General features: G+C 40.7%; 28 protein-coding genes and 1 other annotated feature. Of the genes, 21 read left to right on the forward strand and 7 right to left on the reverse strand.

Annotated elements, in window-relative coordinates; genetic code table 11:
* Nucleotides 1-3 precede the first annotated feature (3 nt).
* From ATG70_RS01140 to ATG70_RS01155, 4 genes are all read left to right on the forward strand, one after another.
* Nucleotides 4-417, forward strand: coding sequence for a hypothetical protein (locus ATG70_RS01140; protein ID WP_142329530.1), 414 nt, complete (start codon nt 4-6; stop codon nt 415-417).
* A 217-nt stretch (nt 418-634) separates the two neighbouring features.
* Nucleotides 635-1,129, forward strand: coding sequence for an LURP-one-related/scramblase family protein (locus ATG70_RS01145; RefSeq protein WP_098442557.1), 495 nt, complete (start codon nt 635-637; stop codon nt 1,127-1,129).
* A 94-nt stretch (nt 1,130-1,223) separates the two neighbouring features.
* A complete protein-coding gene (locus tag ATG70_RS01150) occupies nt 1,224-1,733 on the forward strand; it encodes a hypothetical protein (RefSeq protein WP_098442558.1) in 510 nt (169 codons plus the stop codon).
* A 15-nt stretch (nt 1,734-1,748) separates the two neighbouring features.
* On the forward strand, nt 1,749-2,216 hold the full coding sequence (locus tag ATG70_RS01155) for a GNAT family N-acetyltransferase (RefSeq protein WP_098442559.1): 468 nt from the start codon (nt 1,749-1,751) through the stop codon (nt 2,214-2,216).
* 85 nt (nt 2,217-2,301) lie between these two features.
* On the opposite strand, the gene dacB is transcribed toward ATG70_RS01155, so the two are convergent.
* Nucleotides 2,302-3,783, reverse strand: coding sequence for a D-alanyl-D-alanine carboxypeptidase/D-alanyl-D-alanine endopeptidase (gene dacB, locus ATG70_RS01160; RefSeq protein ID WP_098445672.1), 1,482 nt, complete (start codon nt 3,781-3,783; stop codon nt 2,302-2,304).
* Nucleotides 3,784-4,039: 256 nt separating this feature from the next.
* Nucleotides 4,040-5,023 carry a GMP reductase gene (gene guaC, locus ATG70_RS01165; protein ID WP_098442560.1) on the reverse strand — a complete coding sequence of 328 codons (984 nt, stop codon included), beginning with the start codon at nt 5,021-5,023 and terminating at the stop codon, nt 4,040-4,042.
* 197 nt (nt 5,024-5,220) lie between these two features.
* Here guaC and ATG70_RS01170 point away from each other — a divergent pair, with 197 nt between their 5' ends.
* The 8 genes from ATG70_RS01170 to ATG70_RS01205 all read left to right on the forward strand — a co-directional run bounded on the left by ATG70_RS01170 (nt 5,221) and on the right by ATG70_RS01205 (nt 9,369).
* Complete coding sequence (locus ATG70_RS01170) at nt 5,221-5,664, forward strand: VOC family protein (RefSeq protein ID WP_098442561.1); 444 nt, start codon at nt 5,221-5,223, stop codon at nt 5,662-5,664.
* Nucleotides 5,661-6,131: a GyrI-like domain-containing protein gene (locus tag ATG70_RS01175; protein WP_098442562.1), complete on the forward strand. Its 471-nt coding sequence runs from the start codon at nt 5,661-5,663 to the stop codon at nt 6,129-6,131. The genes ATG70_RS01170 and ATG70_RS01175 overlap by 4 nt, the downstream gene beginning before the upstream one ends.
* A 23-nt stretch (nt 6,132-6,154) precedes the next feature.
* The gene (locus tag ATG70_RS01180) at nt 6,155-6,589 is read left to right on the forward strand and encodes a VOC family protein (protein ID WP_098442563.1); all 435 of its coding nucleotides are present in this window, start codon (nt 6,155-6,157) and stop codon (nt 6,587-6,589) included.
* A 257-nt stretch (nt 6,590-6,846) separates the two neighbouring features.
* On the forward strand, nt 6,847-7,413 hold the full coding sequence (locus ATG70_RS01185) for a DUF4825 domain-containing protein (protein ID WP_179886133.1): 567 nt from the start codon (nt 6,847-6,849) through the stop codon (nt 7,411-7,413).
* Nucleotides 7,403-7,612 (forward strand): hypothetical protein, encoded by a 210-nt coding sequence (locus tag ATG70_RS01190; RefSeq protein ID WP_098442565.1) that lies wholly within the window; start codon nt 7,403-7,405, stop codon nt 7,610-7,612. Before ATG70_RS01185 ends, ATG70_RS01190 begins: the two co-directional genes overlap by 11 nt.
* Nucleotides 7,613-7,632: 20 nt before the next feature.
* Nucleotides 7,633-7,926, forward strand: a complete 294-nt coding sequence (locus ATG70_RS01195; RefSeq protein WP_098442566.1) for a TIGR04104 family putative zinc finger protein — start codon at nt 7,633-7,635, stop codon at nt 7,924-7,926.
* A 198-nt stretch (nt 7,927-8,124) separates the two neighbouring features.
* A complete protein-coding gene (locus ATG70_RS01200; RefSeq protein ID WP_179886134.1) occupies nt 8,125-8,937 on the forward strand; it encodes a phosphatidylserine decarboxylase in 813 nt (270 codons plus the stop codon).
* A gap of 231 nt (nt 8,938-9,168) precedes the next feature.
* A complete protein-coding gene (locus ATG70_RS01205) occupies nt 9,169-9,369 on the forward strand; it encodes an aspartyl-phosphate phosphatase Spo0E family protein (protein ID WP_098442568.1) in 201 nt (66 codons plus the stop codon).
* Between the two features lie 86 nt (nt 9,370-9,455).
* On the opposite strand, the gene ald is transcribed toward ATG70_RS01205, so the two are convergent.
* Nucleotides 9,456-10,580 (reverse strand): alanine dehydrogenase, encoded by a 1,125-nt coding sequence (gene ald, locus ATG70_RS01210; protein ID WP_098442569.1) that lies wholly within the window; start codon nt 10,578-10,580, stop codon nt 9,456-9,458.
* A gap of 124 nt (nt 10,581-10,704) precedes the next feature.
* Entirely contained in the window at nt 10,705-11,937 is a 1,233-nt protein-coding gene (locus ATG70_RS01215) for a PucR family transcriptional regulator (protein ID WP_098442570.1), read from the reverse strand.
* Between the two features lie 273 nt (nt 11,938-12,210).
* Here ATG70_RS01215 and ppsA point away from each other — a divergent pair, with 273 nt between their 5' ends.
* The 4 genes from ppsA (at nt 12,211) to ATG70_RS01235 (ending at nt 18,166) form a co-directional block, all read left to right on the forward strand.
* Complete coding sequence (ppsA, locus tag ATG70_RS01220; protein WP_098442571.1) at nt 12,211-14,574, forward strand: phosphoenolpyruvate synthase; 2,364 nt, start codon at nt 12,211-12,213, stop codon at nt 14,572-14,574.
* Nucleotides 14,575-14,615: 41 nt separating this feature from the next.
* Nucleotides 14,616-14,866: a binding site (T-box leader), on the forward strand.
* Nucleotides 14,867-14,934: 68 nt separating this feature from the next.
* Nucleotides 14,935-16,170, forward strand: coding sequence for an MFS transporter (locus ATG70_RS01225; protein ID WP_098442572.1), 1,236 nt, complete (start codon nt 14,935-14,937; stop codon nt 16,168-16,170).
* Nucleotides 16,171-16,495: 325 nt separating this feature from the next.
* On the forward strand, nt 16,496-17,059 hold the full coding sequence (locus ATG70_RS01230) for a copper resistance CopC family protein (RefSeq protein WP_098442573.1): 564 nt from the start codon (nt 16,496-16,498) through the stop codon (nt 17,057-17,059).
* A 3-nt stretch (nt 17,060-17,062) separates the two neighbouring features.
* Nucleotides 17,063-18,166, forward strand: a complete 1,104-nt coding sequence (locus tag ATG70_RS01235) for a copper resistance D family protein (RefSeq protein ID WP_098442574.1) — start codon at nt 17,063-17,065, stop codon at nt 18,164-18,166.
* Between the two features lie 173 nt (nt 18,167-18,339).
* Here the strand turns inward: ATG70_RS01235 and ATG70_RS01240 are convergent, their stop codons facing one another.
* Together ATG70_RS01240 and ATG70_RS01245 are read right to left on the reverse strand one after the other, a co-directional pair.
* Nucleotides 18,340-18,852, reverse strand: coding sequence for a DUF3189 family protein (locus ATG70_RS01240; RefSeq protein ID WP_098442575.1), 513 nt, complete (start codon nt 18,850-18,852; stop codon nt 18,340-18,342).
* Nucleotides 18,853-18,978: 126 nt separating this feature from the next.
* Nucleotides 18,979-20,436 (reverse strand): MDR family MFS transporter, encoded by a 1,458-nt coding sequence (locus ATG70_RS01245; RefSeq protein ID WP_098442576.1) that lies wholly within the window; start codon nt 20,434-20,436, stop codon nt 18,979-18,981.
* 553 nt (nt 20,437-20,989) lie between these two features.
* Here ATG70_RS01245 and ATG70_RS01255 point away from each other — a divergent pair.
* The 5 genes from ATG70_RS01255 to ATG70_RS01275 all read left to right on the forward strand — a co-directional run bounded on the left by ATG70_RS01255 (nt 20,990) and on the right by ATG70_RS01275 (nt 25,439).
* Complete coding sequence (locus ATG70_RS01255; protein ID WP_098442578.1) at nt 20,990-21,505, forward strand: GrpB family protein; 516 nt, start codon at nt 20,990-20,992, stop codon at nt 21,503-21,505.
* Between the two features lie 188 nt (nt 21,506-21,693).
* Nucleotides 21,694-22,644, forward strand: coding sequence for an ABC transporter permease (locus ATG70_RS01260; RefSeq protein WP_098442579.1), 951 nt, complete (start codon nt 21,694-21,696; stop codon nt 22,642-22,644).
* The gene (locus tag ATG70_RS01265; RefSeq protein ID WP_098442580.1) at nt 22,637-23,584 is read left to right on the forward strand and encodes an iron chelate uptake ABC transporter family permease subunit; all 948 of its coding nucleotides are present in this window, start codon (nt 22,637-22,639) and stop codon (nt 23,582-23,584) included. The genes ATG70_RS01260 and ATG70_RS01265 overlap by 8 nt, the downstream gene beginning before the upstream one ends.
* The gene (locus tag ATG70_RS01270) at nt 23,581-24,339 is read left to right on the forward strand and encodes an iron ABC transporter ATP-binding protein (protein WP_098442581.1); all 759 of its coding nucleotides are present in this window, start codon (nt 23,581-23,583) and stop codon (nt 24,337-24,339) included. Before ATG70_RS01265 ends, ATG70_RS01270 begins: the two co-directional genes overlap by 4 nt.
* 140 nt (nt 24,340-24,479) lie before the next feature.
* Nucleotides 24,480-25,439, forward strand: a complete 960-nt coding sequence (locus tag ATG70_RS01275) for a siderophore ABC transporter substrate-binding protein (RefSeq protein ID WP_098442582.1) — start codon at nt 24,480-24,482, stop codon at nt 25,437-25,439.
* Between the two features lie 39 nt (nt 25,440-25,478).
* Here ATG70_RS01275 and ATG70_RS01280 read toward each other — a convergent pair whose 3' ends face one another.
* Nucleotides 25,479-26,990 (reverse strand): esterase/lipase family protein, encoded by a 1,512-nt coding sequence (locus ATG70_RS01280; protein ID WP_098442583.1) that lies wholly within the window; start codon nt 26,988-26,990, stop codon nt 25,479-25,481.
* Between the last annotated feature and the right edge of the window lie 8 nt (nt 26,991-26,998).

Here is a 26,998-nt window from a genome sequence, read left to right on the forward strand (position 1 = left end):
AGGGTGGATGTTCTTATTAAATCAATTGCAAATGCAACTATGTCAGTGATTTTTATGTCTTTAGGGTTATTGTTTGGTCTAATTTCATTTGCCTATAAAATGTTAATCATATCGGATATTCCTGTATCCTTTGCAACGACTGAAGCGCTTTTTTCACAGCTGTTGTTTTTTATTGCAACATTATTCTTCGCACTTTTTTTAGCTTCTATAAAAAAGAATAGTGTTAAAGGAATTTCAATTGGGTTTCTCATTCTGGCATTTTCATTTAATCTGCTAGTGTTTAGAACTGATTTAGCAAATGATTCTCCCGCGCTAGCACAACTGCAAATCGCGCCTGTCTTACATTTAGGCTTTTTAGTCGTGTTGAATCTTTTTTTACTTATTAAAAACTGGAACAAAAGTTACTCATTAAATTAGGAGGATTTTTCGATAGGAAGTGATCATGTGGGTATGGGCGGAATGAGTATAGCATTCATCTCACTAGTTCTAATTGTTTTAATCCTGATTGTTATCCTATTTGTCATGCGAAAAAAGGAGATAAAAGTTTTAATTGACTATTTCATGCATTGCAGGAACGAAATATCCACCTAACTCGTAAGTATTGTAAAAGGCAAGGCAATTGGGAGGCAAATAGATGAAGCAACTTTATATCAAGCAGAAGGTCTTCAGTCTTAGTGGGAAATATACAGTGAAAGATCAGCAAGAGAACGATCGCTATTATGTGGAAGGAAGCTTTATGCAAGTGCCAAAGACTTTCTCCATACTGAATACTTCAAGAGAGGAAGTAGCTCTTATTGAGAAAAAAGTCTTCACCTTGTTACCCAAATTTTTTGTGGAGGTAAATGGTCAGGAGATATTAACTATCAAAAAGGAATTTTCTTTCTTGAAAGCACGCTATACCATTGATGCGGCAGGAATTGAAGTGAATGGTAATTGGTGGGATATGGATTTCCAAGTGTTGCAGGATGGTGAAATCATAGCGGAAGTGGGCAAGGAATGGTTCACCTGGGGCGATAGTTACAAGGTACAAATCCTAGATGATGAGATGGAAACGATGATCATTGCGCTCGTTGTGGCGATTGATTGTGTGAAGGCTGACCAGGCAGCTGCTGCTTCAGCATCGATGTAGTAGGCAGAAATAGAGTGAGGAGCTTATCCGTAATAAGCTTCTCTTTATATGTCATAAGAAACGAAAAGTTAGTTTAAAATGAAGGAGGGGTTAGATGAAGAAAAAACTAAAAAAAGTGATCTTACCTGTTCTGCTATTATCTTTCGCTTTGAATGTCTTCTTCATTTCTTACTATTTTTACGAAAAGAAGAGAGAAGAAGAAAGGTTGGGCCAGGCAATAAATTACATCATGTTCAATATGAATGAATCCGTAAATCTTATAAACGATATTGATAAAAACCACCCTGAATATAAGAACCGTCTGATCTTAGCTCAGAATAAGGTTGCAGAAAATGAAGGGTTGATAAATGCACATATAAAGGAAATGCCACAAAATCTCGTTTCCTGGAATGGTGGAATAGGAGTCGGGTTGGGTAACGGAATATATGGAGTCAGTGAAAAAGGTGCAGCAGAAGCAGTAGAAGACATTTTAAATTTTAAAAAGGGATATGACAAAGAGATTCAACACGTTAATCCAGAAGACCAGCCTTATGAAGCGATACAAGTGATTGAAAATGTTCTTAGTAGCAAGAAATATATGGGGGAGCGTTTTATATATAAATAAGGGAAGTGTGTCGATATGTTGGATTTCAAAACCATCAACCTCTCGAAACATCGTGACGTAGTCATAAAATTTCGTAGAGATTCCTTTCTCGTCAGTTTTGGCGATCTTAAAGGGTTTGGAGATGAAAATGAATACGTCAAAAGACTAGAAGAAAAGATAGATGAATTCCCAAATGGTTTCGTTATGGTAGAAAAAGAAGGCGAATGTATAGGACAGCTTGAATTGTCCGTAAAAGAATATGAAGGCAGAAAAATTCGGTATGTCAACCTATATTATTTGGTTCCTGAATTTCGTGGGAATGGAATAGGCAAAGAGTTGCACCAATATGCTTCAAATTTTTTTACTGGGAACGATCTAAACGAATTTCATTTAAGAGTATCGCCTTCCAATTCAGCTGCATTAAAATTCTATCATAAACTTGGTATGGAAAAGATAGGGACAGAATTAGATGGCAAAGTCATTAGGTTGAGAGGATTTCTCTAATAGTGGCGTTCAATTAAACAATATGGTACGTCAAATATGAGATACATAGAAAAAGAGAGACTGATGTGGTCTCCCTTCACTTATTTTATTTATCCATAGCATAGGTAGCTAAAACAACAGCGATTTCATCTTCAATATCCTTGATATCATCCTCTTCAACAAATTGATTCAGCATAATCGAAAACACAAGTCCATTGCCCTGTTCCACATAGCCCGAAAGAGAAGAAACGCCAGTTAAGGAACCAGTTTTCGCGTGAACGACTTGTTCTGCAGCAGTATCTCTCATGCGATAACGAAGGGTACCGCCCTCAGATCGATCTGAATCGCCTGCTACGGGAAGTGAATGATAAAACGAATCAAACCAGCTTTTATCTTGTACGTGATACAGGTAGTCAGACAGCTGATTAGGCCTAATTAACGAAACGTGGGAAATGCCTGATCCGTCTCTTAGTCGCATCTCGTCCGTATCCAGTCCAACCTCTTCTAGAAAATCGTTCATGACTTCCAATCCTGCATCCCAGCTGCCTTCCTTTTTCTTTATTTTTCCCATTTCTTTTACTAATATTTCTGCATGGCCGTTATTACTTAGCTTCATGAAAGGAATAAGAAGTTCTGATAACGGCATTGATTTCTTTTCAATGAGAAGTGTTGCGTCATCAGGTGTTTTGTGAAGCGCCATGTCGCCTTTAAATTGAATGCCAGCTTCTTTTAGGGCTTGCTTCATTAAACTAAGCGCATATTCCGCTGGATTCCACACCGCAATCCATTCGCGCTTACGCGTTGCATCCACAGATATTTCCCCTTCGACTAAGATCGTATTTGAACCATGTTCACGTGTGATGCTTAATTCCGCATCCTCGTCTGCACTGACTGTTTTCGCATGGTTCTGTACTTCGATCACATCAGATGAAGGTGACAGACGAACATCTACTGGATCGCCAGGGTTTTTGCCAGGGTAAGCTTCTACAATGACCGTACCGGCATCGTAATCTTCATTTGGTGAAGCAGTTAGTGCTGAAACCTTGGCACCGTAGTAGTTATCTTCATCTGACCAGGAAAGATCCTGTGACAGAGCTTCATCTTCATACCAGCTGTTATCTCCAATCAAATCACCTTTAATTTTATGTACACCTTTTTCTTTTAGCGAGTTTGCGAGTTCATCGAAATCTTCTTTCAGGAGAGTAGGGTCGCCTTTTCCTTTAAGGTATAAATTCCCTTTCAAAAATTTGTTTTTCACTTCTCCATCCGTTAAAAGTTCGGTGGTAAAACGGTAATCCGGTCCAAGTGTTTCAAGGGCAGCACCAGCCGTAAATAATTTCATATTCGAGGCAGGGGTGAGGCGGGTCTCGCTGTAATTCTCATAAATCAGTTCTCCAGAGTTTGCCGATCGTACGCTTATTCCGGCAATGGCGCCATCAAGGCGTTCATCTGAGAGGATCTCATTAAGCTCGGTGGAAAGATTACTATTTGTTTTGTCGGCACTGACATCCTGGTTTGATGATAAAGGAGGAAGGATCAGAAGAATTAGCAGCAAGAGGACTAGGCCGGTTTTTAAAGTTTGTTTCAATTCATCAGCTCCTCGTTGTTTAGTATGATCCAATAGCCTATTGCCTAAAAGGTATGAAAAAAGATTATGTAAGCTCACCTCCTGAAGTAGTAACTGAATATTCATCCTAAATTAAACCTTCGTTTATCGCATTCAAATCCCCTTTGATTTCAATGTAAGTTGAAACTTTTTACATATAGGAAAAGAAGAGAAGTAGTTCATTAAGCCTATGCGAACAGAACATAAAAAAGCAGCTGCATGATCGCAGCTGCGCTTCTTAATAAACTTTATCTCCATTAAAAATCGAGTTCTTGACGACAACGTAATCGACTGTACGAATGGATTCAAGCTTGTCTCCACCAGAATAAGAGATAGCCGACTGAAGATCCTGTTCCATTTCTGTTAGGGTATCTTGAAGGTTCCCTTTATGTTCCACAAACATTTTCTTACCTTCCACATTTTTCTTCTCGCCTTTTTGGAATTCAGAAGCTGATCCAAAGTATTCTTTGAATCGCTTTCCATCGCGTTCAACGGTTTCTCCGGGAGATTCTTCATGACCTGCAAAAAGGGAGCCAATCATGACCATCGAAGCTCCAAAACGTACGGATTTTGCGATATCGCCGTGCGTGCGAATGCCGCCATCAGCAATAATCGGCTTCGTTGCAGCTTTTGCACACCAGCGAAGTGCCGCTAGCTGCCAGCCACCAGTTCCAAAACCGGTTTTAATTTTTGTAATACACACTTTTCCGGGACCAATTCCAACCTTTGTTGCGTCCGCTCCAGCATGCTCGAGCTCACGGACTGCTTCCGGAGTCCCAACATTTCCTGCAATGACAAAGCTATCAGGCAGGTGGTTTTTAATGTGACCAATCATTTCGATAACCGCATTCGAATGACCGTGCGCGATATCAATCGTAATATAGTCAGGTGTAAGTCCTTGTTCTTTAAGCTGTTCGATAAACGCGTATTCCTCGTCTTTTACACCAACGCTAATCGATGTGATTAGCTCACGTGCATTCATATCTTGAATAAAAGTCATCCGCTTTTCTGGTTCAAAACGATGCATCACGTAGAAGTAGCCTTTTTCAGCTAACGTAACCGCAATCGTTTCATCAATAATTGTCTGCATGTTTGCAGGTACAACTGGTAGTTTAAATGTATGCTTGCCAAGTGTAACCGAAGTATCACACTCTGATCGACTGTTTACGACACATTTAGCGGGAATTAGTTGGATATCTTCATAATCAAATACGTTTTCCATGAGATTCACTCCTAAAAACGAATAATACGTTTTAATTTTATTTAAACGTTCGTCCATTTGATAATTTACAGCAATTTCTTATTGTTGTCAAAGACTTTTTTTATATCCATTTCTTAACTAGTATTAAAGTTGGAAGGGATTTCATACATGTTTATGGAACAGTACATTTAAGAAAATGTACTAAAGGAGATGATGTGATGAAGCAGTCCCTGCTTCGCATCGGTTCTACTTATTTACCTGTTATGGATGTTAAACGAGCGACAGAGTGGTATGTATCGAATTTAAATGCGGAGCTTAGCTATCTAGATCAGGATAAAGCGATTTTGAATATGGCGCATCAAAGTATTTTTCTAGTCAAAGCCCAAGAGAAGGAATGTGCCAATTTCTATGATCGTGAAGGAAAAGAGCACTTTTCTTTAACGTTTGAAGTGGATGGTCTTCGGGAGCTTGAAATGCTTCGAGAGGAATTTTTGTCAAAAAATATGAAGGTCGGTGAACTGGAAAACAGGGGGCATACGGGTAGAAACTTTGTCTTCTATGATCTAGATGGAAATATGTTTGATGTGTGGAGTGAAATCAGTCCGGAATTCAAAGAACGTTACCTCGTTCCAGATCCCATTAGTGAGGAGTCCACAGAATGATGGGAGAGCGAGACGTTCATATTGAAACTCTGGATGAGCTTTATCTTGTCGGTATCAGAGTTCGCTGCCCGGCAGAGGAATATCTATCAGAAATCGCCCAAGCAGCAAAGCAATTAGAGGATCGGATGGATGAGATCTCATATGTCATAAACCCTACAGAGCAAATGGGTGCCTTTGTCGTAGAAGCTTCTTCTGAAGATGAGGAAGGGTATTGGGTTTCGTACCAAGTATTAAAAGTAGAGCATGTTCCAGAGGGGATGGTTGCCATAACAATTACTTCTCAAACCTATGCGGTTATGAAGCATATGGGGTCGAACAAGGCGATTTTACATACGTATGATGAACTTCATAACTGGATTGAAAAAAGTAGTTGGACTAGGAGATTAAGTGCCTGGCATCTTGAGCGCTTTCATCATTTTAAAACGATCGAAAAGATCGATGTTGATTTATTGGACACGGTTCAGTAATTGAATATAAGGGAGATGAGTGTATGATTCGTATTGGTAGCGTATTTATTCCGGTGACAAATCTAGTAAAAGCAATTGCATGGTATGAAAAGCACCTTGGCGTTCAAAAAATTGAGGAGTGGGGAGACGGCGTTGGTAAGGGAGCTGGTTTTTACTTTCCAAACAGTCCCACCCAGCTTGGGTTAGTTCAGGTTGAATCCGCTACGTCTACAGAGTTTCAAGTAAAAGGCGAACATCGAAATAGCTATTTCAATTTCCTTGTAGAGGACATTCATGATTTTTATCGTAAGCTGAACGATGCAGGTGTAGAAACGACTGAACTTGAAGATTTCGGAGGCATGACGTGTTTTGATTTTTATGATCTTAATGGGAACCCGTTTAGTGTCGTAAATGAAGTGAAAAACTCTCCATTTCATTCAGATGAAATCAAAAAGCTTCAGGCTCAGGCTGAATTTTAGAAGAGGAACTAATACGGCGCTTTGGATGAACTTACCCGTTAAAGATGTAGAAAAAATCATTTTTTCATCACATTGGTTTGTCCGTAAAGGCCATTAGAGATGGTGTTTATTCATTTAGATGGTTAACCGGTGGAACGTCCTTTAGATCTACCGTATGCAGGTAACTCATAACGAGTTACCTTTTTGTTGTTTGAAACTTTCTAGCATAGTTTATCGTACTTATTAGTAGAGATAAAAACCAAGAAATGAGGGATAGAATGAGAAGTATACGGCTAACGTTAGCGTTGGTTCTTCTTCTAGCGGCCGGCTGTTCGAGTGGCGTAGCGAGCGATCAAACTGCCATTAAAACGATGGATGACGTTCAGTATGAATCGATACTTCCATACAGCGGAACCTACGTGGGCAACAATTCTGACGTACTCGCTCTACTCAGTCACTTGCCAGGCGGAGTAACAGTCGGGAAGGTTGATCTATCAGATGAAAAGATAAACGTTACATACGAAGTGAAAGGTGATCGTTCAGAAGAAATGTATCATGATTACTGGTTCTCTGACAACAAGAATGGCCTAAAATCAATGCATTACAACGCGATTTATTTAAGCCTTCTCGTTCCAAATGCAGAAGGATATGAGTTTCATGTGCAAGAAAAGAATAGGAGCTTTACGAGAGATGAAATCACGACGATTCTTGGAGATGAATTTCCTGATCTTCCGAATGAAGATGAACTTATGGACGATGAGACTGTTGAGGCATTTGTGACAAAACATGAGGATGAGTTAGAAATGATTGCAAACAACTTTGAGGACTATTTTAATGAAAAATAAAATGGGTTCTAGGCGTATAAAAAAGATTACTTTATTATTGCTTCTCCCACTTGGCTTCTTTTTTATGATTGAGGTGGGATCGTATTTTAATCATCAAGTTATAGAGACAGCCGTTGAAGGATGTGAAAAATTAGGAGGAGAAGTGAATTTGGAAAAAGATATCCTTGCGATAAACTGGAGCTTTTCTTGTGAAAAATAAGAGATCAAGGAGGTTTGGTTATGCCAACTTGCCAGAACTGTGGATACATCTGGCGGTGGAAGGAAGCGATGAGACTAATCTATCGTTCAAAAGCCACCTGTCCAAACTGTGAAACAAAACAATTTCTTTCTGCGAAGTCGAGAAAGCGATCAAGCTATACATCGATGCTCGTCGTAATCCCACTTGGCATCACTACGATATACAATCTATCATTATGGTTGTATTTAGGTTTTTCATTTGCCATTCTCGTCCTGATTCTTCTTCTATCTCCGTTTTACTATACGTTAAGTAATGAAGAAGAACCGCTTTGGTGAAGGAGCTACAAAAATCACATACATAAAGAGAGGTCGCCTATCAAAAGAGGATGGCGACCTTTTTTGTGGATAAATTTTAAATTCAATGTTGAAAGACGATCCTTAAAATCATCGTTCTTGTCATACACACTATTAGATTGATGGAAATAGGGTAGTTTATAAACAACAGAATCGAATATGCGGAGGGGAGGGGTTCAATTGAAAAAGATCGTGTATCGAGGCGTGATCGGCTTGCTCAATTCTAGAAGGTTAGGCTATTTCATTAATAAAATGAGCCGAACTCGATTCAGCAAGTGGCTGATTCCTATATACGTGAAGTTGTTTAACATCCAAACGAACGAGCTGGATTTAAGTCTGAAGGAGTTTACATCATTAGAAGCATTTTTTGTAAGAAAACTTAAATCTGGTTCACGTACTGTTAAAGGAAGAGGTAGCGATATTGTCAGTCCTGTTGATGCGAAGTTAGAGCAGTTTGGTGAGATCGATGACACGTTAATTAAAGTGAAAGGAATTAGGTATTCAATTGAGGACTTATTGCAGGATAAGGAAATGATTGCTCGATATCGGCATGGTGTATTCCTTGTGTTATATCTTAGTCCCAGAGATTATCATCGGATTCACGCTCCTGCTGATGCAGTTATAGGAAAACAGTATGAACTTGGTGGAAAGTCTACTCCAGTCAATAAGTTAGGTATGACTTTAGGAAAGTCGCCCCTCTCGACAAACTACCGAATTGTGTCTGAATTAAGACAAGAAGACGGGATGTTTATGGCTCTCGTAAAAGTGGGAGCAATGTGGGTAAATACGATTGAATTAACACACCCTACCTTAAACCTAGAAAAAGGAGAGGAAGTGGGCTTTTTTAGTTTTGGTTCCACCGTGGTGCTCCTGTTTGAAAAGGATAAGGTCTCTCTTTCTCCAAGTTTAGAGCGGCAAACTTCGATCAAAGCCGGTGAGCCATTGGCAAGAAAAAGGGATTCAGAAGATAAAGATTCTTCATTTGAGGAGTAGTCGTAAGAAAAAAATGAAAATATTTTCCCTACCCTTTTTTTACAAAATATAGTAAACTATAACATGGACTGTTTTAAATGAACGACTTCGATAGCGTTGGATACGATAGTTGGTCGTGATTTTGTTCGGGTGAAGGAAGACCTTTACGTTCACTCACTCCTTAATATCCACTTATAGAACGCTGTTTAAATCTACTTCTGTTTCTACTACATTCATTAAGGAAGGGAAGCGTTGAAATTGCCTATACAATGTTACACGAGATCAAATCTTCTAGCTCTCATTGATCAGAAAAAAGTAGTTTTAACATCAAAAGTGTTAGCGCATGGATTTACACATAAACAAACTGTCATGGCCAGTCAAGAGCTTGATAAGCTTCTTAATCGCTATCAATTTGGACAATATGAAGGAAGTCAATCGAGGTATCTAGCTTAATTGCTATTATTTCATTTTATTTGCAATAAGAAAGAGCCAGGAAGCAGATGATGCCTCCTGGCTCTTTGAAGTATAAACGTCTATTTTTAAGCGTGAGCTCCAAGCAATGCATCGTTTGCTGAAACGTAGTCATAGCCAAGGTCTCTTGCTACAGCTTCGTACGTGATTGCGCCGTTTGCTACGTTCAATCCTTTTTCGAGTGCCGGGTTGGTTTGGATTGCAGTCGTTACACCTTTATTGGCAATTTGAAGCGCATAAGGAATTGTTACGTTTGTAAGTGCGATTGTTGATGTTCTAGGAACAGCCCCTGGCATGTTCGCAACTGCGTAATGAACAACCCCATGCTTTTCGTATGTTGGGTTATCGTGCGTCGTGATGTGATCAACTGTTTCGATGATACCACCCTGGTCAATGGCAACATCAACAAGAACAGATCCTGGTGTCATGCTCTTCACCATTTCTTCTGTCACAAGCTTCGGTGCTTTTGCTCCTGGAATTAACACCGCGCCAACCACAAGGTCCGCTTCTTTAACAGCTTGAGCGATATTAAGTGGGTTTGACATTAGCGTGTTAATCGCATTTCCGAAAATGTCATCAAGCTGACGTAGGCGCTCAGCGCTTAAATCAAGAATTGTTACGTCTGCTCCAAGGCCCATTGCGATCTTCGCTGCGTTTGTTCCAACAACGCCACCGCCGATAATCGTTACTTTGCCGCGTTTCACTCCAGGAACGCCGCCAAGAAGAATCCCTTTTCCACCTTTAGGTTTTTCAAGGATTTGTGCGCCGATTTGTGAAGCCATACGTCCAGCTACTTCACTCATTGGTGTAAGTAGTGGAAGTGTTCCACGATCCACAACTGTTTCATAAGCGATTGCCGTTACGCCGCTATCTTTAAGCGCTTTTGTTAATTCAGGCTCTGCTGCTAAGTGAAGGTAAGTGAAAAGAATCAGTCCATCACGGAAATAAGCATATTCAGAAGAAAGTGGTTCTTTTACTTTCATCACCATTTCTTGGTTCCAAACGGATGCAACATCTGTTGCAATCGTTGCGCCTGCTTCGCGATAGTCAACATCTTCGAAACCGCTTCCAATTCCTGCTTCAGTCTCAACTGTTACGTGATGTCCAGCCTTTGTTAGTGCGATGACGCCTGCTGGTGTAATCGCTACGCGATTTTCATTATTTTTAATTTCCTTTGGAATTCCAATATACATGATTTCATCCCCTTAGACAGTATTAAATGATCAAGTACCTCCGATTATAGACGTCCTTTTTTCATTTCACATTGTGTAAATAAGAGAAAAGGTCATAGGGTGTTTGTGTAATTACACAAACACCCTATGATTTCATTTGTTCAATTTGTAAATCTAGGAAAAGCGTAACTTTTTGATTGGCATTTTTTAAGTCAAGGTTCGCCACATCAGCGATGCGTTTGAGGCGATAGTTCAAGGTATTGGTATGCACGTGAAGAGCGTGAGCGGCTGCTTTTACATTGCTATCCTGCTTTAAATAAGCATCGAGCGTTTCCAGTAGCTGCGTATGATGAATGGTATCATACTGCTTTAATTTCTCGATATAGGGGTTTTGATAATGCTGACGCTCTTGATAGAGGAGGTCAATAAATTGATAAATCCCAAGATCCTGATAGCTATAGACCCCCGTAACTTCTCCTTTAAATCGTTCTTTTATTGACAGCACATGAAGCGCTTCGCGGTAGCTGTCTTTTATCGAAAGTGGAGTTTGATAGAGGGCGCCTGCCCCGCCTTTTAATGTATCAACACCAAGGCGATTGCTAATTTTCTCAACAAAAACTTGGACAAAACTCGTGAGCTGTTCAGCTGTGTTGAATTGGTTTGAAGGACGAACGAGTAAAATGAGCTGGTTTTGATCCAACGTACTGTAGGTCAATTCGATTTGGTGTGAAGCCTGAATGTAATAGTTCATATGACGTTCAAGCGACTGCTGTATTTCTTCACTAAATTCAAAGATGACGATCGCCATCTCGCCCTTTACTTTTAGCTGATACATGGAAGCTTGCTGTTGGATGTGCTCTTCTTTTGTATAATGACCCGTTAATAATTTCCAGAAAAACTCGCGATGCCCTTCTTCTGAATGACGTTTCTTAATGTCTAATTTCAGAATTTGGTTTTTAACCACTTTCGCGGCTTTTTTTAGAAGCGCAAGCTCCTCTTGAGTCACTTCCCAATTTAATTGAGCCCAAATAAAGCCAAGCAGCTCTTCATTTTTTCGAACTGAAATCGCGACTCTTTGGCCAAGTCCTACCTCTGGAATGGCAGGGATGATCACGGGGTCATCACTTTCAAAGAGCTGTGGAATGATGCCTTTTTTCCAGAGGCTTTTGATCACCTCTTCTGGTACTTTTCGTTTCATAATGGTGGCAATACGCGCTGGGTCCACATTTTCATCATGCGAACTATACGCGAGAATGCGATGATCTGAATCTTCTATGGTAACTGGACAACCGAGGTTCTCTCGGATACAGTCAGCTAAATCTTCTAATGTACGGAATGGTCCCTGAAAAGGGTTATGACTTTCTTGATCGGTATGCATTTACAACCACTCCTTTCCTAATCTCAATACTCGTTTGGCGTTTAATTAAAAGTATACAAGAAAATCACCCCCCTTTGTGGGATTTCACAAAGAGAAGTTAAGAAATTGTTAAGATTCACAATTGAAAGAAGGCGTGGAACTTAACACAAAATGGAAAAAGTGACAGACTTAAGAACAAAAGATCATAATTAAACTATTTAAAATAAATAGTATGACATAATTGAATTAATGTGTTATTCTAATAATCGAATCTAGTAGGGAGGCGTTGGATAAATGGTGGAGCAAAGTGCGATTCGATGGTTTCATGAAATAAGAAAAGAGGATATTGCTCTTGTTGGTGGTAAGGGAGCAAATCTGGGAGAGCTTACGCAGAGTGGTGTACACGTACCACCTGGTTTTTGTGTAACGGCTGAAGCGTACGCAACGTTTATCTCGGAACGGGAACTTGATCAGTCGATTACACAAAAAATGAAAACGCTTGATTATGAAAATAACAATCAGCTTAATGAAGTGAGTGCTGAAATTAGAGAATGGATTCTGCAGACAGATATGCTTGAATCGCTTGAAGTAGAGATTCGCAATGCCTATGAAGCATTTAGTCAGGATCTTAATGTAACCGATCCATTCGTAGCCGTTCGAAGCTCGGCGACAGCTGAAGATCTTCCAGAAGCTTCTTTTGCAGGTCAGCAAGATACATATCTTGAGATTTCTGGAATCACAGAGCTTCTTTATCACATCAAGAAGTGCTGGGCATCCTTATGGACAGCACGAGCCATTTACTATCGCGAAAAACAGCAGTTCAACCATTTTGATGTCTCCCTTTGTGCGGTCGTTCAATTAATGGTGAATAGTGAAAAATCAGGTGTGATTTTTACAGCGAATCCGATTACAGGTGAACGCGAGCAGATGATGATTAACGCGAGCTGGGGTCTTGGGGAAGCGGTTGTTTCTGGGATGGTTTCACCAGATGAGTACATCGTCGATAAAAGAACGTTTAAATTAATCGAAAAGCACGTAGCCGAAAAGAAAGTGCTTGTCGTAAAGAAAGTAAATGCAATCGGAACGGATACGGTTGCGGTGAAAGAATATTTAAGTGAGGAACATGTGAACCAACAGTGCTTAACACAAGCTGAAATCGCTCAGCTTTCACGTGACGCTGTTCGAATTGAAGACCTTTATCAAACGCCTCAGGATATTGAGTGGGGCCTTGATTGCCAAACAAATGAACTTTACATTCTGCAAGCACGTCCAATAACAACACTAAAAGAGGAGGAAACAAAAGTGGTTGAAAAGGTAGAAACGCCAAAGAAGATGCTGGTTCGAGGATTAGCTGCCTCTCCTGGGTCTGCTAGCGGAAAAGTCCGTAAGATCAAAGATATTAGTGAAGTTTCCCTTGTAGAAGAAGGCGACATTCTAGTGACCATTATGACGAATCCGGATATGATTCCTGCTATGAAAAAAGCGGCAGCACTCGTTACAGATGAAGGTGGCCGTACTTGCCATGCCGCCATTGTTTCACGTGAGTTTGGCATTCCATGTATTGTTGGATCTTCGATTGCGACAGATGTGTTAATGGATGGAATGGAAGTGACGGTTGATGCGACGCGTGGAGTGGTATATGAAGGAATTCTAAAAGAAGCTGAACCAGTGAAAAAGAAAGAAGCGGCTAACGAAGCGACGAACAGCATTGAAGGATTCAATGAAGCGCTTCTTCATCAGCTGGCTCCGATCACAGGGACAAAAATTTATATGAATCTTGGAGAGCCTGAACTAATCAGTAAATACAAACATCTGCCGTTTGACGGCATTGGCTTAATGCGAACGGAATTTATTTTTTCAAATATCGGTATTCACCCGATGCATTTGCTTAAAACCGGACAGGAAGAGATGTTTATTGAAAAAATGTCGGAAGGAATCACGAAGGTGGCGCAGGATATCTATCCAAAGCCGATGGTTGTTCGTTTGAGTGACTTCCGCTCAAATGAATTTCGTGGACTCATTGGTGGAGATGAAGTAGAGCCAGTTGAAGCAAACCCTATGATCGGATGGCGCGGGGTTTCTCGCTATATTTCCCCACAGTATGAAGAAGGCTTTCGTCTAGAATGTCGAGCGATTAAAAAAGTGCGCGATGAGTACGGCTTAATTAACGTTTGGACAATGCTTCCATTCGTTCGGACAACGTGGGAAGTGGAGAAAGTGAAGAAGATTATGGCAGAAGAAGGCCTGATTCAAAATCAGGAATTCAAGATTTGGATTATGGCAGAAGTGCCGTCTGTGATTTTTGAAGCAGAGGAATTCGCGCAGCTTGTGGATGGATTCAGCATCGGAAGCAATGATTTAACACAGCTTATTTTAGGATCTGACCGTGACTCTGGCATCCTAAACAGCATGGGCTACTTTGATGAGCGTAACCCTTCTGTAAAACGTGCGATTAAACAGCTGATTCATGGAGCGCATAAGTATGGCAAAACCGTCTCGATTTGTGGACAGGGACCGTCGACTTACCCAGAATTTACAGAGTTCCTCATTAAAGAAGGAATCGATAGCGTGAGCATCAATCCAGATACGGTGGCAGCAACAAGAAGATCGGTTGCGTCTGTTGAACAGCGCATGATTTTAAATAAAGTCAGAGGGTAAGCATTTACAAGGTGTAACTGTACTGGTATTATATAACAAAATCAAGTGCGATGATGAGAAGAGTAGATCATGCGACCTTACACAGAGAGCTCCGGTAGCTGAAAAGGAGTAAAGGTCACACGATTGAACCAACCCTCTGAGCTGTACACCGGAACCGAACGTGGGGATGGTGTAACGGGAGCTCCCGTTATAGAGCTAGGGTATAAGCAGCTTCTGCCGTACCTAATAAGAGTCATGTGGTGACACATGACTGAACCGGGGTGGCACCGCGATAAGCAATCTCGCCCCCGGGACATTACGTCCTGGGGGTGAGATTTTTTTATTGGTTCAAATACTTATCGCGAACGGAGCTGACTTGTCATGAAACGTCTTAGTGCTATTCGAAAGAACGACCTGCTGTTGCTTACATCAATGGGGATTACAAATATCGGAGGATGGGTTTATCATATTGCCCTTAATCTCATCCTATTAGATCAAACGGGTTCAGCACTCGCTGTGACAGGACTGTATTTACTCAAGCCGTTCGCCACTCTGTTCACAAATCCTTGGGCGGGCAGCTTGATTGATCGCGTGAACAAACGAAGGCTAATGATTTTAGTGAATACCGCTCAGGCATTGGTGATGTTTATTCTCCCACTACTATCCAGTCTATGTATGATTTATGTCCTTGTTTTTCTGATTAACATGGGTAGCTCGATTTTTCATCCAACATCAATGACTTACATGACGAAACTTGTTCCTAAAGAAAGGCGAATCCGTTTCAATTCCCTTCGAAGCCTGGTCGATTCAGGTGCATTTGTGATCGGACCAGCGATTGCTGGTGTGTTATTTATCATCGGAACGCCAACCAATGCCATTTACCTTAATGCAGGAGCATTATTTCTTGCTGGACTGCTGTTTTTATTGCTACCTGATGTAGAAACAGGAAGTCTCATGAATCGATCAGGTACGATTTCATTTCAAATGATGAAAGAAGATTGGGGCATTGTATACACGTTTAGCCGAAGCGCCATTTTTGTTATTTTGATTTACTTTCTAGTGAGTACAGTTGGCATAATGAGCTGGGGAGTAGATTCACTTGAAGCAAGCTTCGCAACAGATGTCCTTCATCTGGCAAACACCGAATATGGATTTCTCGTAAGTATTGCTGGAATTGGAGTTCTTCTAGGAGCCATTCTCAATACCGTTATTGCAGAAAAAGGAGAACCGCTTTCGTTAATAGGAGGTGGAGCGATCGTGCTTTCCGTGGGGTATCTGATATTTGCTTTGTCGTCATCATTTCAGTTGGCTGCAATCGGCTGCTTTGTTCTTTCTTTTTCCCTCTCATTCATGAATACGGGTTTTTACACTTTTTATCAAAACAATATTCCTGTTGACGTCATGGGAAGGATTGGCAGTTTGTTCGAATGGATTGAGGCGATTTTTGTTATCGCTGTGATGGTGGGTTGCGGAATAGCGGCAGAACTCATATCGATACGATTTAGCGTGATAGTAGGCTCAAGTGTGATGCTAAGCTTTGCTTTCCTACTTCTAGGAGTAGTTATGGTCAAACGTACGAGTATGAGGTCCGAGGTAGAACACCGGTTGGCTAAATAGTAGCCATCACCCAAATGTTTTTTAATCAAAACCGCAATAAAAAAACGATCAAAAGCACAAAAGTCAAGGCAGAACCCCTGTCTTGACTTTAATGTGAATATTGTTTCTATTCTTACTGAGAAAGTTCATGGAATATCCAAAACTGTTTCTAAGTTGGCATTGAATTCACTTTAAGTGTTTTTCATAATGGAATTATGCTGTTGAGGAATGTGATGATTTGTTAATTATTCACACATTTTATCATGTGTTGTTTATCCGATTCATTCTGTTTACATGAAACGGATGAACCTTGCTGCTCACAGAAATAAACAATGGAGGATCGATCATGAAAAAAATAGTAGTATTAACGATTGCATGTCTACTCACGTTTGGGAATTTAACATACGCCCACACTGGAATAGAAAGTTCTAACCCAGAGGATGGAAGTACGATCACAGAGGAGCTAACCACAGTAACGCTCACTTTCGAAACAGAAATTGAGGAAACAAGCTCATTTGAATTACAAAATGCAAGTGGTGAAACTGTAGCTGTTGATAACATCACTGTTGAAAACAATACGATGACTGGGACGTTTGATCAGCCAATTGCAAACGGAGACTATGAAGTGCCGTGGAAAATTATTGGCATTGATGGTCATCCGATCGAAGGAACGTTTTCTTTTTCAGTAGACGCGCCTGAATCAGAAGTGGCGGAAGAAGAGTCAACTTCTGAAGAAGCGACGAACGATTCAGAAGCAGAAGATACGGAAGAACAAATGGATAAAGAAGAAGAGACAAAGGCAGATACGGCTGAAGAGGAAAGTTCTAATGGTACGGTAATTGGGATCATTATTGCTGTCCTGGTTATCGTACTCATTGGAAGTGTTATGTTGATGAGGAGGAAAAAATAATCCATGTTGATTCTAACAGTAATCAGTGAAGCGCTGCTTTATATTAGCTTTGCGCTACTGATTGCGGATTATCTTTTCACATTTATTTCAAATGATAAAAAGCCGGTTATTCATGTGCCTAAAAAAGTTCGGCTTTTGGCTGCAGGAGGGATTGCGCTATTTTCCTTCATGCCGATTTTGGATTTACTTCTTTATTTATATGAGGACTATGGAATAGGACAAGCACTGTCGTCGGTATTAGTTACATTTAAAGTAGGTCAGGCTTGGAGTTTTACGGTTGTTCTGTCTATTATTTTAAGCCTATATATTCTTTTTGTTGATGATGGACAGGAGAAGAGATATCCATTCATCGGTGTGGTTCTTCTTCTGTTTCTCATTCTAGGACTAGGATGGGCGAGCCATTCAAGCTCTCTTCATCCAGTTAAAGGATTCATCATTCACACAATACACTTTACGGCTGTCATTACCTGGGTAGGAGTACTTTTTGTCATAAGCTGGTTTTCAAAAAACGCGGCAAACTGGACGCAATTTTTGAAGTGGTTTCATCCGACCGCTATCATCTGCTTCACAGTAGTAGGGATCACAGGGTTATTGTTAATGCAGTTTGTTATTCCATTACAAGATTATCCTGATACATGGATGGTTTCTTACGGACAAAGCTTATTAATCAAACACTTGCTCATTGTTCCACTGCTTGGATATGCCTTCCTGAATGGCGTCATCATGAAGAAAAAGCTTAAAGAGAGCAATGCATTTGATCCTAGACCGTGGACAAAAGTAGAATCCGTGATGGTGTTACTGATTTTTGCCGCTACGGGAGCGATGAGTCACTCTTCACCTCCAAACAATCTGGCTTCTCTCATTAGTCTTGAAGGCGTATCTCCGCTGTTTACGGTATTCACAAACGGCTTAGTTCCACCTGGTGCCTCTGTTGAATTAGTCGTTAACGTGAATGCACTATTGCTTGGCGCTTTAGCAGTAGTGTTTATGGTGGTGATGCTTGCTGCATTTATAAAAAAGATGGCACCACTTTTTTCGTTTCTAATGAGCGTATTGTTTATCATATCAGGCTATTTAGCGTTGCTACAAAGCGTACAAATTATGTAATAATGAACCCCCCGAGAGCACTGCTCTCGGGGGGTTCGTATTCAATCTATCTATTCGCTATAATTGCTCTATTTTTTTGGATTTACTTCTTTAACTAAAAGCGGGAAAGTAGGTTGAATGAAAAAGCACGCGTTGAATCAAATAATGGTTCGACGCGTGTTAAGTAAGACGAACTATACCTTAAAATGCTTATTGTCGAGTAGAAGCACTTTTTCAGTCGTTTGGTTGGCTTGTTTTTTCGTATGCTCAACGAGATCATAAATGAGCGGACTGCATTTTTTCGCTCCTTTAATGAGTAGCGGTACGCCGAGAGCATCGATGCCAAGCCCTCGAGAGAGACCGCCTCCTATTGACATAACGAACGGTACGGTTGGTGACGTATTTGAGAGGATAACTTGATCTTCTACTTGAAAATGACCAAAAAGCATCATCGTCATATCGTATAGGGCGGGCACAATCAGTTTCGACGATTTTTTACCGATTGTGTAGACTTTATGGCCATCTGAATCCTTACCGTGAAAAATAAGCCGTCCCTCATCCTTTTTCGTTAGTTTGTTAAAAAAAGGCACGTTAAGCACCTCTTCACTCGTTAATGGAAGAGAAGAGGGCTTTAAAAGGTGTAAATGAAAAGCGGCTGCAATGGAGGTGGTGTGTGTGCCACCGTAGTCATGGTAAATGTAAATCATATGCTCATCCCTGTAATCGAATTTACTAACAAGTATGACCTGATTAGGGGGAAACAATCCTGTATACTATTTTTAAACTAACAACCGCTCAGTCAAGAGACTGAGCGGTTGTTTCAAAAAAAGTCTTTACGCATTAACTGACTTAGGTTCATTGCGATTGTTTCGAATCGGCGCTTCATTTGTTTTCTTGTATTCTTGTTCAGGTGCGTTCTTTTTTACAAAGAACGAAAGCCCAAGAGCGAAAATGGACAGAACGAGAATGACGAGGAAGGCCATATTTACGCCATGAATATCTGGTCGGGCGATAGACGGCTGTTTCTGAGCTGTTTGAGCTGTAGTCGTCATAACTGTCACAAGGATCGCTGTGCCGACTGATGCAGCGATCTGTCGCATCGTATTGTTCATGGCTGCTCCGTGCGGAATAAGGTGCTTCGGCATTTGATTCAAACCAGCCGTTGTGACCGGCATCATCACCATCGATAAACCAAACATACGAATCGCATACATCACCGTTAAGAATGTAATAGTTGTCGATGTGTCTAGAAATGAGAACCCGAGCGTTGCGCCGGTTACAATTGTTAAGCCAACAATTGCCAGGAGGCGCGCACCGATTTTATCAAAGATCCGTCCTGTAATCGGCGACATAAAGGCTGTAATAACCGCCCCTGGGAGTAGAACAAGTCCGGACTCAAATGCGGTGAAGTCTCTCATATTTTGCATATAAAGTGGGATCAGCGTTTCGGACCCGATTAATCCAAGAAACATCATCATCCCGATAATGGTCGTAATCGTGAAAGTCTTATCTTTAAACACTCGAAACTCAAGCATCGGCTGTGAAAGGCGGAGCTGTCTTAAAATGAAAACTGTTAGCGTCACGATACCAACGATAAGAACAACGATGGTTCTCATGCTGCTCCAGCCAATGTTTCCTGCACTCGTGAACGCATAAAGTAATCCTCCGAATCCGATTGATGAAAGAATAATTGAGATCGGATCAACTTTTGGAAACGTGAGCTCTGTTACATTTTTCATAACGAAATGAGCAACTGCAATAATCATAATAGCGAGTGGTAACATCGCCCAGAATAGTAGGCGCCACGAATAGCTTGCTGTAATCCAACCCGATAAGGCCGGACCAATAGCGGGTGCAAAGGAAATGACGAGTCCAATATAGCCCATGGCAGCACCGCGTTTATTCACTGGAAAAATCATAAGAAACACGGTTTGCATAAGTGGAAGCATCACGCCAGCCCCGGCGGATTGAATGACACGGCCAATTAACAATACGCCAAAGTTCGGGGCAAAACCGCCAACAACTGTTCCGACGGCAAAAATACTCATCGCGGAAATAAATAGTTGTCGCGTTGTAAATCGCTCAAGAAGAAAAGCGCTGATCGGAATCATAATTCCGTTTACAAGCATAAAGACGGTTGTCAGCCATTGTGCTGTGTTCGCTGTAATGTTCATTTCCTCCATGATCGGTGGTATCGCAGTAATCATAAGGGTCTGGTTTAAAATTGTAATAAACGCTCCAGCCAGTAGAAGGGCTGAAATTAACACTTTATTATAAGGTTTGGTGGTCACGATAGGACCTCCTCTCGTAATCTCTTATTATTTTCATTATTAGTAGTTGAGTAGTTTTGCCTCAATCAATTATCAAATTATACTCTCATCATCGCCTCGTTACAAACGTCTTGATTGTAAATTTTCATTACGGTCGAGTAGGATGATATTCCATATAATGGTATAATTGGGTGGAATGATTCTAGTTAGCTAATAAAAATTGATTTTGGCCAATATATCCCGAATTTGCCCAATAAAATCGCATTTTGGCCAATAAATCTTGAATTTAGCCAATAAACCTTCCGTGGGCACGCTCTCGCAGGCGGAATATATGCTCTGACGTGTTTTTGGAAGGTTCCTCGCTTTGGGATCTAGAAGTATATCAAAAGCGGAGTCTTCAGGGAGGCCTGGTATTTTCGGAATAGAAGCTACGTGCGATTTTTCAACAGGATTTCGAGCCAATTGAAATGAAAGAGATGAAACGAGTCGATACTGAAAGCGGCACATTTGGCGTAGATGGTCTCTTGACCGCACGATTTAGACTCCGGAGTAGGTAAGAAGGGGTGAAAAAAGAGTGAGAAAAGTGGAAGTGCAGGAATTTAAAGAGATCTGGCGTGAACTTTTTTTGTTAGAAGCGAGAAAGATCGAGCAAGTGTTTGGCGATAATATGATCGAAATTCATCATATTGGTAGCACGGCAGTTGAAGGGTTGAAAGCGAAGCCAGTGATTGATCTATTGCCTGTCGTGAACGATCTTATATTAGTCGATCAAAAAAATCCTGAGATGAAAAAGCTTGGCTACGAAGCGCTTGGTGAAAATGGATTGACTGGGCGCCGCTTCTTTCGAAAGGGTGGGGATCAGCGGTCACATCATGTTCATCTTTATGAAAAAGGAAACCCGGATATTGATCGGCATCTGGCCTTTCGGGATTATTTAATCGCGCATCCCGAAGACCGATTACGCTATGGTGAGAAAAAGGCTAAGCTAGCTGAACGTTATCCTACTGATATGGAAGCTTATATCATGGGAAAGAATTCACTTGTAAAAGAAATAGAAATGAAAGCACTCGATTGGTATGTATCAAAATAAGATAATGGATTTAACAAAAGAGAGAAAACGAGCCGTAGATTTGGCCGCGTTTCTCTCTTTTTTATTTGCATTCATTTCTGATGAAAAGACATAAATAGGTTGCACGACACAGTGATAATGATTATCATTATAAATTAGATGCGTATGGTAAGAGCGATTTAGCCAAATCTAGTAAAGGGAAGAGTGAGATGAAAAAAAGGTATATAATCAGTGTATTTATTTTATTATCATTTATATCCCTGTTTATCGGGGTGAAAAGCATGTCGCCACTCGAGGTGTTTAAGCTTACGGATGAACAGAGTCAGGTGTTTTGGATTAGCCGTGTTCCAAGACTCGTCAGTATAATTATCGCTGGGGCAAGTATGAGTATTTGTGGACTTATTATGCAGCAGCTTAGTCGAAATAAGTTTGTCTCTCCAACAACGGCAGGGACGATGGATGCTGCTAGACTTGGGATTCTCGTTTCTCTTATTTTGTTTTCCTCTGCAAGCTTAATGCAAAAAATGATGATTTCGTTTTTGTTTGCTTTAGCAGGTACGTTCCTTTTCATGAAGGTGCTCGACCGAGTGAAATATAAAGATGCTATTTTCATTCCTTTAGTTGGCTTGATGTTCGGGAATGTGATCGGATCAGTGACCACGTTTTTCGCATATAAATACGATTTAATGCAGAGTATTGGATCGTGGCTGCAGGGCGATTTTTCTGTCGTAATAAAAGGACAGTATGAACTATTATACATAAGCGTTCCAGGTCTTATCATCGCCTATATTTACGCCAATCGATTTACGATTGCTGGAATGGGAGAAGATTTCTCGGTAAACCTTGGCTTAAAGTATAAACAGATTGTTAACATCGGTCTCGTTATCGTTGCTTTGGTGACAACCATTGTCATGTTAACAGTAGGAGCCATTCCGTTTCTCGGTTTAATAATCCCTAATATCGTCTCGATCATGATGGGGGATAACCTGAAAGCTAATCTGTTTCCAACTGCCATGATGGGGGCTGTATTTGTGTTAATCTGCGATATCCTTGGACGAGTGATTATTTATCCCTATGAGATATCCATTGGTCTTATGGTCGGCGTCATTGGAAGTGTTTTATTTATTTACTTGTTGTTAAGGAGAAGAGCTTATGTCTAAACGTATGAAAAACAGTCTCCTTTTTGTGCTCAGTCTACTGCTCATTAGCGCGTTTCTATTGTTCGACTTGGGAGGAAATGTAGGCTATATTTTGCCGAGGCGTGCGATTAAAATTGTGGCTATTATTGTAACAGGAAGTGCCATTGCATTCTCTACGGTTATCTTTCAAACAATCACAAATAACCGAATTCTAACACCTAGCATTATTGGACTTGATTCTCTTTATATGCTGATCCAGACCTTCATTATTTTCTTATTTGGATCAATGAACATTCTTATCCTGAATAAGAACATCAATTTTCTTCTATCAGTAGTTTTGATGATGATGTTTGCAAGTCTATTATTTAAGCTCCTTTTTCGAAAAGAAGGACAAAATATCTACTTCCTGCTTTTAATTGGCTTAATATTCGGCACGTTGTTTGGTAGTCTCTCCTCGTTTATGGAAATGCTTATTGATCCGAATGAATTCCAGGTTGTACAGGATCGAATGTTTGCGAGCTTCAATAATGTGAACACAGATGTCCTGCTGATCTCGATTGCTGCTTTCGTCATTGTATTGATCTATGCCTGGAAATACATCAAGTATTTGGACGTGCTTTCACTAGGGCGTGATCACGCTGTGAATCTTGGCGTTGATTATGATTACATCGTGAAGCGATTGTTGATTGTCATTTCAATCCTTGTTTCGGTATCAACCGCATTAGTTGGACCCATTACATTTCTCGGATTGCTCGTAGTGAATGTGGCACATGAGTTTCTTAGAACGTATCGACATAGCTATATAATTTCAGGTTCTATCTTTCTTAGTGTCATTGCTTTAGTTGGAGGACAGCTGATCGTCGAACGCGTATTTACGTTCTCAACATCGATTAGCGTCATCATTAATTTTATTGGCGGCGTGTACTTTATTTACCTTCTACTTAAGGAGAGAAAATCATGATTGAAATTAAAAATGTCTCAAAATCATACGGTAAGAAAAAAGTCGTTCAGAACGTCTCGCTCACCGTTCAAAAAGGTACCATTACTTCTTTTATTGGTCCAAATGGTGCAGGGAAAAGTACGCTTATTTCAATGGTGAGTCGCTTGCTTTCATGCGATGAAGGAGAGATCTTCATTGATGGGAATAACGTCACAAAAACCAAAAGCAATGAGCTCGCAAAGAAAATATCCATATTAAAACAAGCCAATGAGTTAAACGTTCGGCTCAAGGTGCGGGAATTGGTTTCATTTGGCCGTTTTCCTTATTCACAGGGCCGGCTGACGAAAGAGGACTGGGCGTATGTAGATGAAGCGATTCGCTATATGGAGCTAGAAGAAATCCAAGATCAATTTATTGACCATTTAAGCGGTGGCCAGAAGCAGCGGGCTTTTATAGCGATGGTGATCGCTCAGAATACGGAATACATCATTCTTGATGAGCCGTTAAATAATCTTGATATGAAGCATTCTGTTCAAATTATGAAGGTATTAAGACGCCTGGCTGATGAATTGGGGAAAACCGTCTTAATTGTGATTCATGATATTAACTTTGCATCGGTTTATTCAGACCAAATAGTTGCGCTTAAAAATGGATCGCTAATAAGAGAAGGGCGAACCGAAGAGATGATTATGACAGAAGTTCTGCAAGAAATTTATGATATGCATATACCGATTGAGCAGTATGGTGCTCATCGAATTGGCATTTATTTCTCATAAATACAAAATAAACGTTGACAAATGATAGTGATAATCATTATCATTAAGTCAGATGATTCCGGTCATTCTTTTTTATAAGTTTGGTTGATAATCATTATCAGTGGTTAGTTCTTCAAAAAAGAATTAAGGGGAGAAAAAGAATGAGAAAGTGGATTTTAATTTTAACGCTATCAGCGTTAGCAATGATTGTAGCAGCGTGTGGTACGAATAACTCAGCAGCAACAGAAACGAATGCTGAAGCGACAGTATCTTCTGAAACAGAAGAAGTGATGGTGAAGCACGAGCTCGGAGAAACAACGGTTCAAAAAAATCCCGAGAAGGTCGTAGTCTTTGATTTTGGTACATTAGATACACTGGATAAATTAGGTGTTGAAGTTGCAGGAGTACCTCAAGCGAATATCCCGTCATACCTTTCCAAATATGAAGCAGATACATATGAGAATGCTGGCGGTTTAAAAGAGCCAGATTTTGAACAAATCGCAGAAATGAACCCGGGGTTAATTATTATTTCTGGCAGACAATCAGATGCCTATGAGGAATTAAGTAAGATTGCCCCAACGGTTTATATGGGCGTTGATACAACGGAGTATATGTCTTCGTTCAAAGAGAATGTGACGACTCTCGGTGAGCTTTTTGGTAAAGAAAAAGAAGCAGAGGAAGAGCTAGCGAAGATTGATCAAGAAATCAAAGCGGTTCAAGATCTAACTACTGAAATGGATGGTAAAGGATTAATTACACTTGTAACAGGTGGTAAGGTAAGTGCTTACGGAGCTGGCTCACGTTTCGGACTGATTCATGATGTTTTAGGAGTACCTGAATCAGACGGGAATTTAGAGGCATCCACACATGGAAAAAGTATTTCATTTGAATATATTGCAGAAAAGAATCCAGCATACCTCTTTGTAGTCGATCGTGATGCGGTTGTCGATGGAGGAGAAACTTCTGCGAAAGAAGTAATTGAAAATGAACTCGTGAAAAATACAGATGCTTATAAGAATGATAACATTGTCTATTTAGATCCGAACTACTGGTATTTATCTGGCGGGGGACTTCAATCCGTTACAGAAATGATTAGCGAAATCAAAAAAGGAATTAAATAACTTGAAAGCCCCCTTCGAATGTTCGAAAGGGGCTTTTGATTAAGGGTGATACACCTTTCCGTCTGCATCAATGTAAACCGTGTGAAGAATCGTTCGCTCTAATGACGCTCCTTTTTCGGTATCGCCATTTACATCGAGCATGATATGATAAACGCCTTCTCCTGCATTTTTAATAGGGAAGGATTTTTGAGCATTCAATTTCTCCTGTGAGACTTTCTTTTGCTTCATTTTTCCGTTTTTACTATATTGAATCACGATCGAACCTTCAATGGATTTCTGATCAATCTTTGTTTTGTCTACTTGAAGCTTCACTTCTTTCGCGTTATTCATTTCTATCTGAAGGTCCTCGTTTAGCTCACTTTCATAAGCGACCTGCATTAAATAACTTTCTTTCTTGGGCTGTTTCACCTTTAGTTTCCATGTACCTGCCGTCGGGTTGTTCACTTTCATTTGATGATGAAACGCTCCTTCAAACATGCCGTCATCTTGAGATGTGTTTGTTACCGCATACGTTTTTTGATCAGGTCCTTGAAGGGTAATTACTGAATCTTTGTTTTGACTCATCCAATCAATTGCGATGCTTTTTGTGTTTGGTTCGATCTGTACCTTTTCTACTTTTGTCCCGTTAAATTCACCACCCCTAATGAGAACACTGGCTTCCTCAGAAGCAGACGTTTCATTGATAGAAGTGAGCGGAGCAAAGGCAGGGAGTGACTGCGTTAAGTAAGGTTCAAATAAATTAAGCGTAGCGCTTCCTGTTCGAATGGAAGAGTGATCCCAATTTCCAACGCGAACCTCATTTCCATAGGGGAGTCTGGAGCTAGTAACGGTAACAGCCCCGTCGTTGGGACCATACGGCCTCAAATACAATCCACCCCAGTAGAGCGCGCCGCCAAAGCTACCCCAACTCGTTCCTCCAAATGTATAGTAAGGGGTAGCAGATATATTCGGTTTCGAATCAGTTACGGAGCGGAAATAGCTCATGTAGCCAGTCTGAAGTGAATAAGTGGCGTCATTTCGATTTCCAATGATGGCAGCTAACCACCCGGCCCAGCTGCTGTGGGCGAGATCAGCTAGCTGTGATCCTTGATGAGGCGTGGAGAGTGTGATGACTTTATCAACATACTGCTCGGCATTTGCATGAATGATGGCAGCCTGGGCATCAACACCGCCTTTACTGTGCGTCACAAGAATGACTTTCTTTCCAAAATAAGCGTTCATTTCTTTCAGTTTGCTAGCAAGCAGCTGTCCGTTATCCCACATGTTTCTTGTCGGATATAAATCAATGTAAGCCGTTTGGTAGTTCTTGCTGTATGTAAGTTCGTCCATGTCATTTTGGTCAATCCATGTCTTTGAGGAGCTGTTTAGACCATGTACAAATACGAGTGGAAGGGAGCCAGACTTAACCGACGTGGGTTCATCTCCAATGTACCATTCGCCGGGTGTTCCGGTTGCATCACCTTTCCCGATAATACCGGCTTGTGCATCCTGGGCGAAGGGGGGAGCAAGTAAGAACGTCACCACCAATAGCGACACCAACCATTTCTTCATAAAACCCT

This window comes from Bacillus sp. es.036, from assembly GCF_002563635.1.
Lineage (GTDB): Bacteria > Bacillota > Bacilli > Bacillales > Guptibacillaceae > Guptibacillus.

What these genes read in the sequence shown, in the direction of transcription:
- ATG70_RS01145 (WP_098442557.1), top strand. Translation starts at nt 635, where the DNA reads ATGAAGCAACTTTATATCAAGCAGAAGGTCTTCAGTCTTAGTGGGAAA.
- ATG70_RS01150 (WP_098442558.1), top strand. Translation starts at nt 1,224, where the DNA reads ATGAAGAAAAAACTAAAAAAAGTGATCTTACCTGTTCTGCTATTATCT.
- ATG70_RS01155 (WP_098442559.1), top strand. Translation starts at nt 1,749, where the DNA reads ATGTTGGATTTCAAAACCATCAACCTCTCGAAACATCGTGACGTAGTC.
- guaC (WP_098442560.1), bottom strand. Translation starts at nt 5,023, where the DNA reads ATGGAAAACGTATTTGATTATGAAGATATCCAACTAATTCCCGCTAAA.
- ATG70_RS01170 (WP_098442561.1), top strand. Translation starts at nt 5,221, where the DNA reads ATGAAGCAGTCCCTGCTTCGCATCGGTTCTACTTATTTACCTGTTATG.
- ATG70_RS01175 (WP_098442562.1), top strand. Translation starts at nt 5,661, where the DNA reads ATGATGGGAGAGCGAGACGTTCATATTGAAACTCTGGATGAGCTTTAT.
- ATG70_RS01180 (WP_098442563.1), top strand. Translation starts at nt 6,155, where the DNA reads ATGATTCGTATTGGTAGCGTATTTATTCCGGTGACAAATCTAGTAAAA.
- ATG70_RS01185 (WP_179886133.1), top strand. Translation starts at nt 6,847, where the DNA reads ATGAGAAGTATACGGCTAACGTTAGCGTTGGTTCTTCTTCTAGCGGCC.
- ATG70_RS01190 (WP_098442565.1), top strand. Translation starts at nt 7,403, where the DNA reads ATGAAAAATAAAATGGGTTCTAGGCGTATAAAAAAGATTACTTTATTA.
- ATG70_RS01195 (WP_098442566.1), top strand. Translation starts at nt 7,633, where the DNA reads ATGCCAACTTGCCAGAACTGTGGATACATCTGGCGGTGGAAGGAAGCG.
- ald (WP_098442569.1), bottom strand. Translation starts at nt 10,580, where the DNA reads ATGTATATTGGAATTCCAAAGGAAATTAAAAATAATGAAAATCGCGTA.
- ATG70_RS01215 (WP_098442570.1), bottom strand. Translation starts at nt 11,937, where the DNA reads ATGCATACCGATCAAGAAAGTCATAACCCTTTTCAGGGACCATTCCGT.
- ppsA (WP_098442571.1), top strand. Translation starts at nt 12,211, where the DNA reads ATGGTGGAGCAAAGTGCGATTCGATGGTTTCATGAAATAAGAAAAGAG.
- ATG70_RS01225 (WP_098442572.1), top strand. Translation starts at nt 14,935, where the DNA reads ATGAAACGTCTTAGTGCTATTCGAAAGAACGACCTGCTGTTGCTTACA.
- ATG70_RS01230 (WP_098442573.1), top strand. Translation starts at nt 16,496, where the DNA reads ATGAAAAAAATAGTAGTATTAACGATTGCATGTCTACTCACGTTTGGG.
- ATG70_RS01235 (WP_098442574.1), top strand. Translation starts at nt 17,063, where the DNA reads ATGTTGATTCTAACAGTAATCAGTGAAGCGCTGCTTTATATTAGCTTT.
- ATG70_RS01240 (WP_098442575.1), bottom strand. Translation starts at nt 18,852, where the DNA reads ATGATTTACATTTACCATGACTACGGTGGCACACACACCACCTCCATT.
- ATG70_RS01260 (WP_098442579.1), top strand. Translation starts at nt 21,694, where the DNA reads ATGAAAAAAAGGTATATAATCAGTGTATTTATTTTATTATCATTTATA.
- ATG70_RS01265 (WP_098442580.1), top strand. Translation starts at nt 22,637, where the DNA reads ATGTCTAAACGTATGAAAAACAGTCTCCTTTTTGTGCTCAGTCTACTG.
- ATG70_RS01270 (WP_098442581.1), top strand. Translation starts at nt 23,581, where the DNA reads ATGATTGAAATTAAAAATGTCTCAAAATCATACGGTAAGAAAAAAGTC.
- ATG70_RS01275 (WP_098442582.1), top strand. Translation starts at nt 24,480, where the DNA reads ATGAGAAAGTGGATTTTAATTTTAACGCTATCAGCGTTAGCAATGATT.
- ATG70_RS01280 (WP_098442583.1), bottom strand. Translation starts at nt 26,990, where the DNA reads ATGAAGAAATGGTTGGTGTCGCTATTGGTGGTGACGTTCTTACTTGCT.